This window comes from Tistrella sp. (assembly GCF_002684955.1).
GTDB lineage: Bacteria > Pseudomonadota > Alphaproteobacteria > Tistrellales > Tistrellaceae > Tistrella > Tistrella mobilis.
Map to the genome: position 1 here is coordinate 28,522 of NZ_NYWI01000020.1, position 16,586 is coordinate 45,107.

A 16,586-nucleotide genomic window follows, 5' to 3' on the forward strand; every position below is an offset into this window, starting at 1 on the left:
GCCCATGAGCACCGATCTCCCCACCACCGTCGATCCCTTCGTCGTCGAGATCATCCGCAACGCCCTCACCTCGGCCGCCGAGGAGATGTCGCTGGTGGTGATGCGCTCGGCCCGGTCGCCGCTGCTGCGCGAGGCGGGGGACCTGTCCTCGGCCCTGACCGACCATGAAGGCGGGCTGATCGCCCAGGGCCATGACGTGCCGGTGCATCTGGGCGTGATGGCCTTCACCATCCGCGCCTTCCTGGACAGGGTGCCGGCCGAACGTCTGGCGCCCGGCGATGTCTGGATCCTCAACCTGCCCGATGTCGGCGGCAACCATCTGCCCGACGTCAAGGTGATCCGCCCGGTCTTCGCCGGCGATCGTCTGCTCGCCTTCTCGGTTCAGCTTGCCCATTGGGCGGATATCGGCGGGGCGGCGCCGGGCAGCTATTACGCCGCCGCCACCGATGCCTGGATGGAAGGCATGCGGATCCCGCCGACCCGGATCTTCGCCGGCGACCGGCCGGACCACGAGAAGATCGGCCTGATCCTGGCCAATGTCCGCGGCGCCGCCGAACGCGAGGGCGACCTGCTGGCCCAGGTGGCGGCCACCCGTGTCGCCGAGCGCCGGATCCTGGAAATCGTCGAACGCCATGGCGCCGACACGGTCGCCGCCGCCATGGCCGCCCTTCAGGACATCTCGGAAGCCCAGATGCGCGCCGCGATCCGGGCCCTGCCCGACGGGGTCTATGAAGGCGTCGACTATCTGGACGATGGCGGGCCGGGCGACCGGCCGGTGGCGATCCGGGTGCGGGTCGAGATTTCGGGCGATCGGGCCCGCTTCGACTGGTCGGGCACCGATGATGCGATCGCAGGCCCGCTCAACACCACGCCCTCGATCGCGGGCGCCGCGGTCTTCTACGTGGTGAAATCGCTGGCGGGTGCGGCCATCCAGCCCAATGGCGGCTGCTACCGGCCGCTCGAAATCATCACCCGCCCGGGCTCGGTGCTCGATCCCGGTCCCGACAAGCCGGTGGTCGGCGGCAATCACGAGACCTCGCAGCGTGCGGTCGACGCCCTGTTCATGGCCTTCGAGCCGGTGCTGGGCGAGCGGATGACCGCCGGCGGCAACACCTCGGCCGGGCTGCTGATCTTCAGCGGCCCCGGCCCCCATGGCCGCTGGGCGACCTTTTACGAACCCCATGGCGGCGGCGAGGGTGCGCGCATCGACCGCGACGGCATGAGCGTGGTCCGCGTCCACCTGACCAATGTCATGAACACGCCGGTCGAGGTGATCGAGGCGGAATACCTGCTCCGCCTGGAACGCCAGACCCTCCGCCGCGGCTCGGGCGGCGGTGGTGCGCACAAGGGTGGCGAAGGCCAGATCCGCATCTACGAGGTGCTGACCGACGGCATGTCGCTGACCACCATGTTCGAACGCCGGATCGTGCCGCCCTATGGCCTGAAAGGCGGCCAGCCCGGCGCCCCGGCCCGGGCGACGCTGGTGCGCCCCGACGGTAGCCGGACCGACCTGCCCGGCAAGGCCAATATCGCGCTGAAGCGCGGCGACAAGGTCATCTTCGAAACCCCCGGCGGTGGCGGCTATGGCACCGCCGCCGGGATTGCGGCGGCGGAATGAGGACGGCTCCTCCCCGGTAGCTCCCGATCCGATCTCCACCGCCCCTGCATCCGCGGGAGACAGCGTCTCCTCCCCTCCCGTCTCCCGCGGATGCGACCCTTCGGCTATGACCGGCCACGGCAGGTCGCGACATGAAAGATCAGGCCGGCGGCGCTGATGCCCGCCCCTGTCAGGCAGACCGCCGACCAGCCGGCTTCGCACCTCAGGGAAGACTGCAAAGATCAGCCTCCGGCTGGTGACAGGCGCCGCCCGTCGGCGCAGCAGCGGTACTTTCAGGAACAGGACCGGGATCGACCGGATCAGCGCCCCGCCGCCGAAGGGGCTTGCCTCTCCCGCCCCCTCACATAATCATAGGTTGATAACGGGCACCAGCGGAGAGGGCGCGCCCATGTCCACGATACCGCTTCCGGTCGCCACCACACGGTGGCGGCGCCTCAGGCCGATCATCGCAGCGACGGTGGGCTGCCTGCTGGAATGGTATGATTTCGCGGTCTACGGCTATTTCGCCGTGGTGATCGCGAAACTGTTCTTCCCGACCGGCTCGGACTGGACCTCGCTGCTGCTGGCGGTCGCGACCTTCGGGGTGGGCTTCGCCATGCGGCCGGTGGGTGCGCTGGTGCTGGGCACGCTGGCCGACCGGCCCGGCCGCAAGGCGGCGCTCAGCCTGACGATCACCACCATGGTCTTCGGCACCGCCCTCATCGCCTTCGCCCCCACCCATGCCCAGATCGGCCTCTGGGCGCCGGTGCTGATCGTGATCGGCCGCCTGATCCAGGGTTTCTCGGCAGGGGGTGAAATGGGGGTCGCCACCGCCTGGCTGGTGGAATATGCCGGGCCCGGCCGCCGCATGCTCCAGGCCAGTTTCCAGCAGATGACCCAGCTGACGGCGCTGCTCGCCGGCTCGCTGACCGGCGCGCTGGTCACCGGCCTGCTCTCCCCCGCCGAGGTCGAGGCCTGGGGCTGGCGGGTGCCGTTCATGGTCGGCCTGGTCATCGGGCCGATCGGCTGGTACATCCGCCGCCATACCGAAGAGCCGCCGGAATTCGCCGCCCGCCAGGCCGCGCGCCATCCTCAGGCCCCCCGGATCTCTCCGGGCCATGTCATCCGCACCCATCCGCGCGCGGCGCTCGCCGGGTTCTGCATCACCATCCTCTGGACGATCTGCACCTATTTCTTTCTGGTCTACATGCCGACCTATGCCATCCGCGAACTGGGCATCGCCGCCGACGGGGCGCTGATCTCCAACGCCCTGGCGCTGGCGGTTGCCGTCCTCTTCGTGCCGGGCTTCGCCATCCTGGCCGACCGCCGGGGCCCGAAGCCGGTGATGACCGCGGCGGCGCTGGTGCTGCTCGCCGCCAGCTGGCCCGCGCTCGCCACCCTCACCAGCTTCCCGCAACTGCCGACGCTGATCCTGGTCCAGGCGGCGCTGGCCATCCCGATCGCCGCGTTCACCGGCCCGGCCGGCGGCGCCATGGCTGGCCTGTTTCCCCCTGAGACCCGCGCCACCGGCATGTCCATCGCCTATAATTTCGCCGTCACCCTGTTCGGCGGCTTCGCCCCCTTCATCGCCACCTGGGCGATCGGCGTCACCGGCGACCCGCATGCCCCGGCCTGGTATCTCTGCTTCGGCGCCGCCGCCGCCGTGATCGGCGTGCGGTTGATGGGCGGGCGGCGGGGGTGAAGAATTGCCCGCTCTTGCCCTCCTGGTTCAAGGAGGTCTCCAGATGAAATGCCCGGTTTGTGGTGCAGCGGAGCTTGTGCCCGACACGCGCGATCAGACGTTCACCTGCAACGGCACCACGACGGTCATACGGCAGGTGCGTGCAGATTACTGCCCGGCCTGCGGCGAATCCCTGACCGCCTCGGACGAAACCGACCGGGTGATGCACGAGATGCGGCAGGTCATGGCCCGGTCTGCCTGAGCCGCCCCCGCTCCGCCTCCTGCAGGCCACGCCAGTCGACCTTGTTGGTGGCGGTGCGCGGCAGGTCGTCGGCGAAGCTGATGAAGCGGGGCACCTTGTAGGCGGCAAGCTCGCCGCGGGCCCAGGTGATGATGTCCTCTGCCGTCCCCCGGCCCTTCGCCTCGGGTTTCAGCACGATCACCGCCTTCACCGCCTCGCCCCGGCGGTCGTCGGGCACCGAGATGATGCAGGCGTCGCGGATGGCGGGATGGCGGAACAATGTGGTCTCGATCTCCGCCGGCCAGGCCTTGAAGCCGCCGACATTGATCATCCGCTTCAGCCGGTCGACGGCGTAGAAATAGCCCGCCGCATCGCGCCGGCCCAGATCGCCGGTGCGCAGGAAACGCTTGCCGTCGCGCTCGAAAAAAGCCTCGGCATCGGCCTCGGGGCGTCGCCAGTAGCCCTTCAGGATCTGCGGCCCGGCCACCACGATTTCGCCCGTCTCCCCCACCGGCAGCTCAGCCAGGGTGTCGGGGTCGACGATGCGGGCATCGGTGTCGTGGATCGGGATGCCCAGGCATTGCGGCCGGGGTGCATGCATCGGGTTCATATGGGTGGGCGACATGGTCTCGGTCATGCCATAGCCTTCGATGAAGGTCAGGCCGTAGCGCTGCTTCAACTCCGCCGCCACCGCCTCGGGCATGGCGGCGCCGCCACCGGTCAGCACCCGCACCCGATCCAGACAGGCCGGGTCGAAATTGTCCGATCCCAGCACGTCGACCACCATCGCAGGCGCCGCGTTCCAGAAGCTCACCCGCCGCCCGGCCAGCAACACCGGCACCAGATCGCGGTCCCAGCGGGTCATCAGCACGATTTCGCATCCCGAAACCAGTGCCGCGTTCATCGAGGCCTGCATGCCCGCGACATGGAACAGGGTCAGGAAGGCGGTGACGACGTCTTCGGCGGTCATCCGGTAAAGCCGCTGCTGCGCCTCCGCCGTGAACAGCACCGACAAATGGGTATGCATGCAGGCCTTGGGCCGCCCGGTCGAGCCCGAGGTATAGGGCATCAGGCAGAGATCCTCCGGCCCGCCCGCGGCCGGCGGCAGCGGCGTCGTCTCCTGCGCCATCACCTGCCGCCAGTCAAGCCAGCCCTCGGGCAGCGCCGCCCGGCCGGCGGTCATGACCGCCGGTTTCGGAAAGCGCGGATCCCGGCCCGCCATGTCGTCGTAATGCGCGGCGATCACCGTCTCCAGCGGGCCATCCGCACCCGATAGCGGCGCAAAACTCTCCACCAGCTCGTCGCCCAGGATCGCGACCCGGGCGCCGCTGTCGGCGAGGATGTGAGAGAGTTCCGCACTTCGATACATCGGGTTCACCGGCACGCCGACCGCATCGGCCCTCAGCACGGCATGATAGGCGATCACATACTGCGGCGAGTTCTGCAGCGCGATCAGCACCCGGTCGCCCCGCCGCACCCCGAAACGGCCGACCAGCACCGCCGCCAGCCGCTCCACCGCCGCCGCGAGCCCGGCATAGTCGAGCGTGGCGCCGTAATAGAACAGCGCCGTCCGGTCGGGCAGGCGCGCCGCGGTCGCCGCCAGCGCCTCGACCATCGTCCGGTTGGCGAGGGTGAGCGAGCGCGGCTCGTCCACCGGCCAGGGGTCGGTCACGGGAGCAGGATCGGTGGCAGGAATGCTCTCGGTGGACATCGCTCGCTCGGCCCGCATTGTTTGATCAAAGATCATCAAGTATCCTCGCCTCCGGGCCTTGCGGTCAATGCGCGGATGTGCGGTCGTGAGGCGATATCCATGGGCAAGGGAGAGACGGGATGACCCGGGATGCGGAGAAGATCCTGCTGGTGACCGGTGGCGGGCGCGGCATCGGCGCCGCGACCTGCCGGCTGGCGGCGGCCGCCGGCTATTGCGTGGCGGTCAACTATGCCCGCGACGAGGCCGCGGCAACCGCGCTGGTCGCCGGGCTGGAAGCGGCCGGCACCCGGGCGGCGGCCTTTCGCGGCGACATGGCAGAGCCGGGTGCCGCCGATGCGCTGGTGGCGGCGGTGGTCGAACGCTTCGGCGGCCTGACCCATCTGGTCAACAATGCCGGCATCACCGGCACCGGTGCGCGGCTTGCCGATGCCGATCCGGCCATGATCACCCGGGTGATCGATCTGAACGTCACCGGCGCGATCATGGTCGCCCGGGCGGCGGCGCAGGCCATGGCGACCAGCCGCGGCGGCCGTGGCGGCGTGATGGTCAATGTCTCCTCCGCAGCCGCCACCCTGGGCAGCCCGGGAGAGTTCGTCTGGTATGCCGCCTCCAAGGGCGCGATCGACAGCCTGACCATCGGCCTGTCGCGCGAACTCGCCGCCGACGGCATCCGGGTGAATGCGGTGGCGCCAGGGCTGATCGAGACCGGCATTCATGCCGATGCCGGCATGCCCGACCGGGTGGAACGCATGGCGCCCAACATCCCCCTCGCCCGCGCCGGCAGCCCGGAAGAGGTTGCGCAGACGATCCTGTTCCTGCTATCCGACGCCTCCTCTTACGTGTCGGGCACCATCGTCAGGGTGGCCGGCGGACGCTGACTGCCTGCGGGAGACGGGATCATGACCGGCAAGGACGACGACGGCTGGCGGGCTTCCGCCGACGCCTGGGTGCGCGAGCAGGGTGAGCACGGCGATTACGGCCGCGCCCATGTGCTCGATCCGGTCCTGATCCCCTGGCTTCGTGGCCGGGGCTTCCGCACCGCGCTTGATGTCGGCTGCGGCGAGGGCCGCTTCTGCCGGATCCTCGCCCGGGAAGGCATCCGGGCGACCGGCATCGACCCCACGCCGGAACTGCTCGCCGTCGCCCGCGCGCGCGATCCCGACGGCGATTACCGCCCGGGCCGCGCCGAAGCGCTCGACTTCCCCGAGGCCAGCTTCGATCTGGTGGTTAGCTATCTGACCCTGATCGACATCCCCGACATCGAAGCCGCAATCCCCGAAATGGCGCGGGTGCTGAAGCCGGGCGGCAGCCTGCTGGTTGCCAACCTGACCGGTTTCACCAGTGCCTCGGCCGATCGTGGCTGGCAGTATGATGCCGATGGCCGCCCCGATCACTTCGCCCTCGACCGCTATCTGGAAACCCGGCCGATGCAGGTCGGCTGGCGCGGCATCCGGATCGTGAACTGGCACCGGCCGCTGTCGACCTATATGCAGCTGTTCCTGAAGGCCGGCCTCCGCCTCACCTGGTTCGACGAACCGGCCCCCATCGGCGGCCCGGCGGAACAGGCCGCACGCTATACCCGTGTCCCTTATTTCGTGGTCATGGCGTGGCAGAAGCCGGCGTCCGAATTGTCTGGAACCTGCACGAGCAGAGAAGCCGACACCGGACGGAGCTGATCACCAGGGCCGTCGAACGCGCCGCGTCACGTCCGATATGCAGGCGATGGACCGTTCTCTAGGCACCCGAGAGGGAAAAGACGACGCCCGCGACGAACAGGCCCACGGCAAAAGACAGATGGGCCACCAGGCTGCGGAACCGCGAGACCCAGGGCTTGGGTGTTCGGGATGCGGCAAAGCCGGCACCAAGGCCGGGCTGCATGATGAAGAACGGCGCGACCACGCTGCCGATCCCGATGACGAGGGCCGGCAGAAGTGCGGGATGGCGCAGCCAGTCCGGCCAGATGATCAGCAGCAGGGCGGCGAAGGCCACCCCGACGGCATAGTGCGCCGACCAGCCGATGACGGCCTCACCACGCACGGGGGCCGCTTTACCGATTCCGTCGTGACGGAAGCGGCCTTTGGGGAAATGACCGATCCACCGTCCGACGAGCCGATAGTCGAGCGATGGCGCGCCAAACAATCGTTTCTGTATGATCGCCCAACCGTCCATCACCGCGGTCGCGCCGATGCCGACGATGATCGCCCCCAGGATGTTCGTCGCCAACTCGGTCTCCATCAACAATCCCCTTGCAGGTGTGGTAGCGTGGCTCTTGTATCTCAATTTTCATTCAATAAATTGATTGAATGATTGTTCGATAACGGGCTGCTGTCAATGACCAAAACCGAAGGCACCATCTTGCTGTTCACCGAGCTGGCCGAGATTGCGAAGACACTTGGCCATGCCCACCGCCTGATGCTGCTTGAACATGTCGCGCAGGGCGAACGGCCGGTGGAGCGGCTTGCCGAGCTTACGGGGCTGACCGTCGCCAATACCTCGCAGCACCTCCAGCACCTGCGGCGTGCGGGCTTTGTGGAGACACGCCGCGACGGCAAGCGCGTTCTCTATCGGTTGAGCAAGGGGCCGATCGAACCCCTTCTCGTCTCGCTTCGCGGCTATGCGGATCACATGCGCGCCGAGATCCGCGAACTGGCGACAGATCCGGCCAATACGGACGGCCGACATGACTCCATCTCTCGCGACGATCTGCTGGAACGGCTTGGGGCGGGTGCGGTCACGCTGATTGACGTGCGCTCAGCCGAAGAATACGCCCTCGGACATCTGCCGGGAGCGCTCAACATTCCAACCGATGAACTGGAAGCCCGACTTTCCGAATTGCCACCGGGGCGTGACATCGTCGCCTATTGCCGCGGGCCGTATTGCGTTCTTTCGACGACGGCAGCGGCTCTGCTGGAACGCAAGGGATTTCGGGTGCGCCGCCTTGCTGCGGGGTTCCCGGACTGGAAGGCGGCGGGCCTCGATATCGAGATGTGACCGCGATGCCCGCCGGTCCTCCGCTTCGCTCACGCCCTGCTCAATCGTGCATCAAGGACGGCAAGGCATAGGGCAAGAACGGCAACCGCCGAACCGACCCAGCCGATGGATGCGAGGCCCTGGCCGGCCGAGAGCGGAAGCCCGGCAGCTAGCGGAGCGAGCGTCAGCCCAAGCTGGAATGCCGAGGAATTGGTCGCGCCGACCAGTGTCGGAGCTTCGGGCGCGATGACATAGACCCGCCCCCAGACGGCAGGATTGAGCAGGAAGCCCGCAACCCCCAGCAGGAAAATCAGGGCGACCACTACGGACAGGCTTGAGGCAAACACCGCAATCGCGGCGGACAGAAAGATCAGGCCGACGATCCCGGTTACGAGAGTGGCGAAGGGGTAGCGATCAGCCGTGCGACCACCGATGGCCAATCCGATAAACGCGCCCATGCCGAACAACGCCAGAACCGCAGGAAGCCAGGCGACGGGCAGGCGGCTGACGTCAGCGAGCAATGCGCCGAGATAGCCGAACGTCCCCATATAGGCAGCCGTCGTCGTCGCGGTGATTGCATAGGCGACCCAGAGGGCCGGTCGCTTCATCGCGCGCAACTCCGTAGGCACGTCCGGCCGCGGCCCATCACCCGCTCGCGTCTTCGGCAAGACCAGCAGCACGGCGAGAGCCGCGATGGTGCTGCCGAGTACGACGGCCCAGAAGCCGCCTCTCCAGCCCGTCGCCTCGCTGATGAAAGTACCCGCGGGGCCGCCAACGACCATCGCAACCGTCAGGCCACTGACCACGATGGACAGCGCCTTTGCCCTGCGGTCGGCAGGCACGAGCTGGACGGCCGTGGAAGCGGCGACCGCCCAAAAACAGGCATAGGCCAGCCCCATAACGAAGCGGGCAACGAGGATCGAGCGATAGTCATCGATCAGCAGGCTGAACATGGTGGCAATGACGAAGATCGCCTGGCTGGCGAACAGTGCCGTTCGCCGCGGCCAGCGCAGGGTCAGGATGGCAAGCGGCGGCGCACCGATCAGCGCACCGACAGCGAAGGCCGAAATCAATGTCCCCGCAGCCGGCAGCGAGATCCCGAGGTCTTTGGCGATCATCGGAAGGATGCCGCCCATCAGGAATTCCGCGCTGCCCATGGCGAACAGGCTGAGGCCAAGCAGATAAACGGCGAAGGGGATTGGAGCCGCGGTCCCGGTCTCCCCGGGGAGGGCGGGGTTTTCGATCGTGTCCGGCATGGAATGCTCCGGCGGTGGGTTGGCAGGATCGAATTATTCAGTGGCATATTTAAAAATATCATTCAATAGAATAATTGAATGTTTGAGACTCGATCGGCCCGACCGGATAACCCATCTGCCCCGGCTGATCCGGCGTGGTCACCCCCGCCGGCCGGCGGCGCCCACCCGCCGCATCAGCCGGCGGAGCGTCGAGGCATCGGCATAGCCGACCCGGGCTGCGATCTCTTCCATCGACAGCCTGGTCGTCTCGCGCAGCTCCGTCGCCCGCTCCAGCCTGAGGCGCTGGATGAAGCCCACCGGCGACAGGCCGGTGGCGCGGGCCATGCGCCGGGCGAAGGTTCGGGGCGCGAGCCCTGCCGCCGCCGCCATCTCCGCGGCGGTGAAGGGCTGGTCCAGCCGTGCCCGCGCCCAGGCCTCGGCACGGGCGATGCGGTCATCGGCCGCGGCCATGAAACCCGGCGCCATATAGCGTGCCTGGGATGACCGCTGGTCCAGCAGCAGCAGCCGCGCGCAATCCTGCGCCAGGCCCGGCCCGCCATGGCGCGCCACCACCTGCAGCATCAGATCCATCTGCGCCATCGCCGCGCCGGCGGTGGTCACCGGCCCGTCGCGCACCACCAGCGCATCCGGATCGAGCCGGACCTGCGGATGCATCCGGGCGAAAACCGGGGCCAGCCACCAGCTGGTCGTCGCCCGCCGCCCGTCGAGCAGGCCCGCCGCCGCCAGCAGAAAGACCGAGGAACAGGCCGCAGCCACCTCGGCCCCGCCGCCCACCGCCGCCGCCAGCCGCGCCCCCGCCGCCTGCACATCCGGACGGGCCAGCCCCGCCGCCAGCGCGTCCGGCGTCGCGAACCCCAGCCCCGGCACCACCACCAGATCGGCCGGCGGCGCATCTGCCTCGGCGACTGCCAGATTCAGAAAGACACCGGCCGCCCCGGCACCGGCGCCGGACAGGCGCAGGCTGAAAAGCCGCGTCCGCCCCGCCTGCCCGCGCAGCCGGTTGGCGGTTTCGACCAGATCGGCGGTGATGGCGAGCCCCGAGGCCATCATGCCGTCGAGGGCGATCAGCTCGATGATCATCCTGGCAAAAAATCCCCGAAACATGTCAATCCGGCCACTGGCGACCAGCATGCCCGCCCGCCATCCTGGGGGCAAGACCAGCCCACCAGGAGACGCCCCCATGCACGCACTGGATCAGGACGACGATCTGGCGGATTTCGAGCCGCGCGAGATCACCATCGACGACGTCACCCGCCGGGTCTGGGTCGCGGGCCGGGGGCCCGCAGTCATCGTGATGACCGAAATGCCGGGCATCAGCCCCGAGGTCGCCCGCTTCGCCCGCTGGGTGCGCGATGCCGGCTTCACCGTCTGGATGCCGTCGCTCTTCGGCCGCGACGGCGCGGTGCCGGGGGCGGACGAGGGGGCCGCGATCTTCCGCCGCACCTGCATCGCCGCCACCTTCCGCGCCGTGGCGACCGGCGGCCCCGGTGCCGTCACCGACTGGCTGCGCGGCCTGGCCCGGATCGCGCACCAGGCCTGCGGCGGGCCGGGGGTGGGGGCGATCGGCATGTGCTTCACCGGCAATTATGCGCTGTCGATGATGCTGGAGCCGGCCGTGCTCGCCCCGGTGCTCTGCCAGCCCTCTCTGCCGCTGGATGCACCCGCGGCGATCGAGAGCCCGCCCGAGGAACTGGCCGCGGTCCGCGCCCGGCTGGAGCGCGAGAACCTCACGGTGCTGGCCTATCGCTTCGCCGGCGATGCCGTCTGCCGGGCCGAGCGCTTCGCCGCCTATGAACGCGCGCTGGGCGACCGCTTCCAGCCGCGCACCCTGCCCGACACGGCTGCCCGGCGCGAGGGGCTTTCCCCCTTCTTCGCCCGCCATGTCCCCACCCCCCACAGCGTGGTCACCGCCCATCTGATCGACGAGGCCGGCCAGCCGACCCTGGCCGCGCGGGACGAGATTCTGGCCTTTTTCGCGGATCGGCTGACCTGAATCGCAATCCCGGACGTCCTCGATCGTGATCGAGGACGCCGCGCGGCGACAGATCGGGCATGACGGCCGGGTGGTTCCCATCACCTGAAGGCTCTCTGCATGCCCCGTTTGCGCTCCCGCCTCCTGCTCGCCCTCGCCTGGTTGCTGCTGGGCATCACCGGCGCGTCGGCGACGCCCGGTTTCCGGACCGCCACGATCGAGACGCCGGAGCGGCCGCACCCTCTCACCCTCGCGATCTGGTACCCGGCGGCCGATGACGGCACGCCCCGGGTGGTAGGCGACAACCCGGTCTTCCAGGGCGTCGCGGTCCGCGAGGCCGCCACCCCCCTGTCCGGCCGCCACCCGCTGGTCGTGCTCTCCCACGGCTTCGGCGGCAACCGCTTCAACCAGTCCTGGCTTGCCGTACAACTTGCAGACGCAGGCTATGTCGTTGCCGCGACCGATCATCCCGGCACCTCCACCTTCGACCGCGATCCCGATCAGGCGGACGCGCTGTGGCGGCGCCCGGTCGATCTCAGCCGGGTGATCGATCACCTGACCGGCGCAGCCGATCTCTCCGCCATGGTCGATCCGGCCCGCATCGCCGTCATCGGCCATTCGCTCGGCGGCTGGACGGCGGTCGAAATTGCCGGCGGCCGGTTCGATGCCGACGCCTTTACCCGAAACTGCGCCGAGACCACCAGCATCGCCTGCACCATCCTGGCCCGGATCGGCCGGCTGTCCGATCCCGACTGGCGGTCGCAGATGGCGGCGGATCTGGCGGATCCGCGCGTGAGCGCGGTCATCGCCCTGGATCCGGGCGGCATCGGCGGCTTCACACAAGCCAGCCTCAAGGGCATCACGATCCCGGTGCTGGTGATCGCCGCCGGTATCGACCGGATCCATCTGCCGGCCGAAACCGAAGCCCGGCGCCTGGCCGGGCTGCTGCCGGACCGGTCGGCCGACTTCCACGAACTCCCCGATGCCGCCCATTTCAGCTTCATCGGCCTCTGCAAGCCCGGGGCCGCGGCGATCCTTGAGCGGGAGCAGCCGGGCGACGGCATCCTCTGCCGGGATGGCGACGGCCGCGACCGGCCGGCCCTGCATGCGGAGACGACGACCCTGGTTCTGGAGGCGCTGACGACGGTCTGGCCGCGATGATCGGGCGGTCAGGCCTCGGGATGCCGCGGCAGGGTGATCCGGACCCGCAGCCCGCTTGATGCCTCCCCCGCCGCATGCCGGTCGGTCAGTTCCAGCCGCCCGCCATGCAGCTCGGCATAATGGCGGGCAAGCGGCAGGCCCAGCCCCACCCCGGCGCGTTCGGGCCGCACCGACCCCGACGGCATCGAGAACGGCTCGGTCACGGTTTGCAGCCGCTCGGCCGGAACCCCCGGCCCGTCGTCGGTGATGTCGATCGACACGCGATCATCGGCGCTGCCGTCGATGCGGATCTGGACATGGCCGCCGCGATGGCCATAGCGGATGGCATTGTCGATCAGGAAGCCGATCATGCGCCGGGTCAGGCGGGCATCGACATCGGCGGTGGTGTTGCCGCGGGCCCCGATATCGAGCGTCGCACCATAGCGGCGCAGCACGGCGGCGCAGGATGTCGCCGCCTCGCGCACCAGCGCATCCAGCCCGGCCGCCCGCCGTTCCGGCGACAGCTGGCCGCTTTCGATATTGGCCAGGTCCAGAAGCCCGTCGATGATCTGCAGCAGATGCCGCCCGGCCACCGCGATATGGCCGGCATAGTCGCGATAGGTGCCGACCCCCACGGGGCCCAGCATCTGGCCCTCGATCACGTCGGCAAAGCCGATCACTGCATTCAGCGGCGTGCGCAGCTCGTGGCTCATATGGGCCAGGAACAGCGATTTGGCGGCGCTGGCGGCGATGGCCCGGTTCTGCGCCGCCATGATTTCGAACTGGGCCCGCTTCATGTCGGTGATCTCCACCGACATCACCACCGCACCGTTCGGCAGCCCGGCCTCGTCGGTCACCCCCACCGCCGTCATCCGGAACCAGCGGGTCTGGTCGCGTACCTTCAGCCGGTATTCATGGCTGATCTCGGGCAGCCGGCCGGTCACCACCGACAGGATCGCCGCCACCGCATCGGCCTGGATCGGCGGCGCCATGCGGGCCGGGCCGGCGGGTTCGGCGCCGCCATAGCCGCCGGCCGCGCCGCGGAAGTCGCGGCCGACCTGAACATCCGGTGCCGTCTCGCCCATCTCTTCGGCGAAGCGGCTCCAGGCGCGGTTCACCGCCATCACATTGCCGGCCACATCCAGCAGCCAGACCTGGGCGGGGATGGTGTCGATGATCGCGGTCTGCATGCGCAGCAGCCGGTCGGTCTCCCCCTGGCGGCTGCGCAGCACGCGGTTGGCGAGTTCGCGGTCGGTGATGTCGATCGCAGCCGTCAGGATCGCCGGCCGCCCCTCCCAGTCCAGCCGATGGGTGGCGATCTCGACATAGAAGGTCCGGCCATCGGCCGCCCGGTGCCGCCAGGGGCCGCTCACCTCGTGGCCGCTGGCCCGGGTGGTCAGCCGGGTCATCAGCGCCGGCACGTCCTCGGCCGGGCGCAGGGCCAGCAGGGTCATGCCCAGCAGGGTCTCGCGGTCATAGCCGTATTTTCCGACCATCGCCTCGTTGACCGACAGCAGGCGGAAATCCTGCTCGTCATAGATCCACATCGGCAGCGGGTTGGCGTCGTAGAGCGCCTGGATCATCTTCCGCTGGCTGGCGATGACCTCGGCCTCGCCCGGCGGTGCCGCCGGATCGCGCAGCACGCCCAGCCAGCCGCCCTCGAACAGCCGCGCCGGCGGCAGGGCCTGGATGCTCATCTTCAGAACCCGGGGCGTGCCATCGCCGGGATGCAGCATCTCCAGCGCCTGCGCCTCCCCCTGGGCGGCGGCCCGTGCCGCCGCCTCGCGCAGCGGCCGCGCCATGCCGGGCCGGTCCAGCGGCGGCGGCAGCACGGCCGGTGCCGCGGCCGGGTCGAAATGACGGCTGACATGGACCAGACGGCCCGGCGGGCCGTCCACCGGCCGCGCCTCCACCACCACCACGCCGTCGCGGCCGGCATCCAGCGCCGCCGCCAGCGTGGCGGCGCGTTCCTCGGCGGCCAGGCCCTGCAGCAGGATCTTCAACTGGGCGCCCAGATCCCGGACCAGATCGGCCGGCACCACCTCGCCCGCACCGCCGGGCATCATGGCGGCCGGCAGGACCAGGGTCGCCAGCACCTGGCGCGGATGGATCAGCAGACGGATCACCTGCTCGCAGCGTGGCCCGTCGGCCCCGGCATCGATGCCAGGCGCTTTCCAGTCGACAAGGATCCGAATGGCCGCCGCATTCCGGCCGGCCTGCCAGAGGGTCACCCTCACCGCCCCGGTGGCGTCCCCCAGGGCAGCTGTCCACGCCACCAAGGCCGCCGCCGGCCCTCCCGCATCGGCAGCCGCATGCAACAGTCTTCGGTTGAGCGCGACCGGATCGATCGCCATCCCAAACTCCCGCCCCGCAGCCGCTGGCCGCGCTTGACCCTCGTCCTCTTGTGGCAACGATACACCGGCCGGTCACCCGCGTCATGCAGGACCGTCAGATGAAAAGGCCCCGGCAGGGCGTGCATCCCTGCCGGGGCCGAAGATGGGCCGGATTCGTTACGGCGCGCTGATTATTCTGCCGCGTCAGGCAGCTTGCGCTCCACCGGCACCGGCGCCTTTGCGGTCGCAATCTTGCCCAGCGCGTCGAACATCGGCGCGAAGTTCGGCCGCTTCACATAGCGGCCGCGGCCGGTCTTCACGTCCAGCGCACCGTTGCGATACACCACCTCGCCGGCCGAGACGGTCACCGCGGCCACACCCTCGACGGTCATGCCCTCGAAGATGTTGAAGTCGATGCGCTGATGATGGGTCCTGGCCGAGATGGTCTTCGTGGCCTTGGGGTCCCAGACCACCAGATCAGCATCGGCGCCGGGCGTGATCGCGCCCTTGCGCGGATAGATGTTGAAGATCTTGGCGGCATTGGCCGAGGTCGCGGCGACGAATTCGTTGGGCGTCATCCGGCCGGCATTGACGCCGTGATGCCACAGCACCGCCATGCGGTCTTCGACACCGGCGGTGCCGTTCGGGATCTTCGTGAAGTCACCCACGCCCATCCGCTTCTGATCGGCGCAGAAGCAGCAGTGATCGGTGGCGGTGGTCTGCAGATTGCCCGACTGCAGGCCGCGCCACAGCGCCTCCTGATGCTCCTTCGACCGGAAGGGCGGGCTCATGACATAGGCGGCCGCCGTATCCCAGTCGGGATGGCGATAGACGCTGTCGTCGACCACCAGATGGCCGGCCAGCACCTCGCCGAACACCCGCTGGCCTTCCAGCCGGGCGCGGGTGATGGCTTCCAGCGCCTCCTTGCAGCTGACATGCACCACATAGATCGGCACGCCCAGCACCTGGGCGATGCGGATCGCGCGGTTGGCGGCCTCGCCTTCCACCTCGGGCGGCCGCGACAGCGGGTGACCCTCGGGGCCGGTGATGCCCATTTCCTTGATCTTCTGCTGCAGCGTCCAGACCAGTTCGCCGTTCTCGGCATGGACGGTCGGCATGGCGCCCAGTTCCAGCGAGCGCTGGAAGCTGCGGACCAGCACCTCGTCGGGCGCCATGATCGCGCCCTTATAGGCCATGAAGTGCTTGAAGCTGTTGACGCCTTCCTCGCGAACCAGCGTGCCCATATCGGCATGGACGCTGTCGTCCCACCAGGTGACGGCGACATGGAAGCCGTAATCGGCCACCGCCTTCTCGGCCCAGCCACGCCAGGTGCGATAGGCCTCCATCAGCGGCTGCTGCGGATCGGGGATCACGAAATCGATGATCGAGGTGGTGCCCCCGGCCAGCCCCGCCGCGGTGCCGGTCTCGAAATCCTCGCTCGCGACCGTGCCCATGAAGGGCAGCTGCATATGGGTGTGCGGGTCGATGCCGCCCGGCATCACCAGCGCACCGCCGGCATCGACCACCTCGGCGCCTGCGGGCACGTCCAGGTTTTCGCCCACCGCGACGATGCGGCCATCGGCACAGTAGACGTCGGCCCGCGTCGTCGCGTCGGCGGTGACGACCGTGCCTCCCTTGATCAGCAACGACATATATCTGCTCCTTGGTGACGGTTCGGACGGGGT

14 protein-coding genes are annotated in these 16,586 nt (G+C 69.1%); 8 read left to right on the plus strand and 6 right to left on the minus strand.

Annotation, left to right across the window (positions count from 1 at the left end; genetic code table 11):
- Positions 1-4 precede the first annotated feature (4 nt).
- The 3 genes from CMO28_RS04920 (at position 5) to CMO28_RS04930 (ending at position 3,540) form a co-directional block, all read left to right on the plus strand.
- A complete protein-coding gene (locus tag CMO28_RS04920; protein ID WP_296710531.1) occupies positions 5-1,618 on the plus strand; it encodes a hydantoinase B/oxoprolinase family protein in 1,614 nt (537 codons plus the stop codon).
- A 388-nt stretch (positions 1,619-2,006) separates the two neighbouring features.
- A complete protein-coding gene (locus tag CMO28_RS04925; protein WP_296710533.1) occupies positions 2,007-3,299 on the plus strand; it encodes an MFS transporter in 1,293 nt (430 codons plus the stop codon).
- A gap of 43 nt (positions 3,300-3,342) precedes the next feature.
- Complete coding sequence (locus CMO28_RS04930; RefSeq protein WP_296710535.1) at positions 3,343-3,540, plus strand: type II toxin-antitoxin system MqsA family antitoxin; 198 nt, start codon at positions 3,343-3,345, stop codon at positions 3,538-3,540.
- Here the strand turns inward: CMO28_RS04930 and CMO28_RS04935 are convergent.
- Positions 3,521-5,230 (minus strand): long-chain-fatty-acid--CoA ligase, encoded by a 1,710-nt coding sequence (locus CMO28_RS04935; protein WP_296710537.1) that lies wholly within the window; start codon positions 5,228-5,230, stop codon positions 3,521-3,523. The two genes, CMO28_RS04930 and CMO28_RS04935, sit on opposite strands and share 20 nt — an antisense overlap.
- Positions 5,231-5,349: 119 nt before the next feature.
- Here CMO28_RS04935 and CMO28_RS04940 point away from each other — a divergent pair, with 119 nt between their 5' ends.
- Both CMO28_RS04940 and CMO28_RS04945 read left to right on the plus strand, forming a co-directional pair.
- On the plus strand, positions 5,350-6,108 hold the full coding sequence (locus tag CMO28_RS04940) for an SDR family oxidoreductase (protein WP_296710539.1): 759 nt from the start codon (positions 5,350-5,352) through the stop codon (positions 6,106-6,108).
- Positions 6,109-6,129: 21 nt separating this feature from the next.
- Complete coding sequence (locus CMO28_RS04945; protein ID WP_296710544.1) at positions 6,130-6,906, plus strand: class I SAM-dependent methyltransferase; 777 nt, start codon at positions 6,130-6,132, stop codon at positions 6,904-6,906.
- Between the two features lie 58 nt (positions 6,907-6,964).
- Here CMO28_RS04945 and CMO28_RS04950 read toward each other — a convergent pair whose 3' ends face one another.
- Positions 6,965-7,465, minus strand: a complete 501-nt coding sequence (locus CMO28_RS04950) for a DUF2938 domain-containing protein (protein WP_296710545.1) — start codon at positions 7,463-7,465, stop codon at positions 6,965-6,967.
- A gap of 96 nt (positions 7,466-7,561) precedes the next feature.
- On the opposite strand from CMO28_RS04950, the gene CMO28_RS04955 reads away from it, so the two are divergent.
- Complete coding sequence (locus CMO28_RS04955) at positions 7,562-8,221, plus strand: ArsR/SmtB family transcription factor (protein ID WP_296710549.1); 660 nt, start codon at positions 7,562-7,564, stop codon at positions 8,219-8,221.
- 29 nt (positions 8,222-8,250) lie between these two features.
- Here the strand turns inward: CMO28_RS04955 and CMO28_RS04960 are convergent, their stop codons facing one another.
- Together CMO28_RS04960 and CMO28_RS04965 are read right to left on the minus strand one after the other, a co-directional pair.
- Complete coding sequence (locus tag CMO28_RS04960) at positions 8,251-9,456, minus strand: Cmx/CmrA family chloramphenicol efflux MFS transporter (RefSeq protein WP_296710551.1); 1,206 nt, start codon at positions 9,454-9,456, stop codon at positions 8,251-8,253.
- 138 nt (positions 9,457-9,594) lie between these two features.
- Positions 9,595-10,536: a GlxA family transcriptional regulator gene (locus CMO28_RS04965; protein ID WP_296710553.1), complete on the minus strand. Its 942-nt coding sequence runs from the start codon at positions 10,534-10,536 to the stop codon at positions 9,595-9,597.
- A gap of 100 nt (positions 10,537-10,636) precedes the next feature.
- Here CMO28_RS04965 and CMO28_RS04970 point away from each other — a divergent pair, with 100 nt between their 5' ends.
- Together CMO28_RS04970 and CMO28_RS04975 are read left to right on the plus strand one after the other, a co-directional pair.
- Complete coding sequence (locus CMO28_RS04970; RefSeq protein WP_296710556.1) at positions 10,637-11,449, plus strand: dienelactone hydrolase family protein; 813 nt, start codon at positions 10,637-10,639, stop codon at positions 11,447-11,449.
- Positions 11,450-11,548: 99 nt separating this feature from the next.
- Positions 11,549-12,589, plus strand: a complete 1,041-nt coding sequence (locus CMO28_RS04975) for an alpha/beta hydrolase family protein (protein ID WP_296710558.1) — start codon at positions 11,549-11,551, stop codon at positions 12,587-12,589.
- 8 nt (positions 12,590-12,597) lie between these two features.
- Here the strand turns inward: CMO28_RS04975 and CMO28_RS04980 are convergent, their stop codons facing one another.
- Together CMO28_RS04980 and hydA are read right to left on the minus strand one after the other, a co-directional pair.
- On the minus strand, positions 12,598-14,922 hold the full coding sequence (locus CMO28_RS04980) for a sensor histidine kinase (RefSeq protein WP_296710561.1): 2,325 nt from the start codon (positions 14,920-14,922) through the stop codon (positions 12,598-12,600).
- Positions 14,923-15,092: 170 nt separating this feature from the next.
- Positions 15,093-16,553, minus strand: a complete 1,461-nt coding sequence (hydA, locus tag CMO28_RS04985) for a dihydropyrimidinase (protein WP_014747974.1) — start codon at positions 16,551-16,553, stop codon at positions 15,093-15,095.
- Positions 16,554-16,586 lie beyond the last annotated feature (33 nt).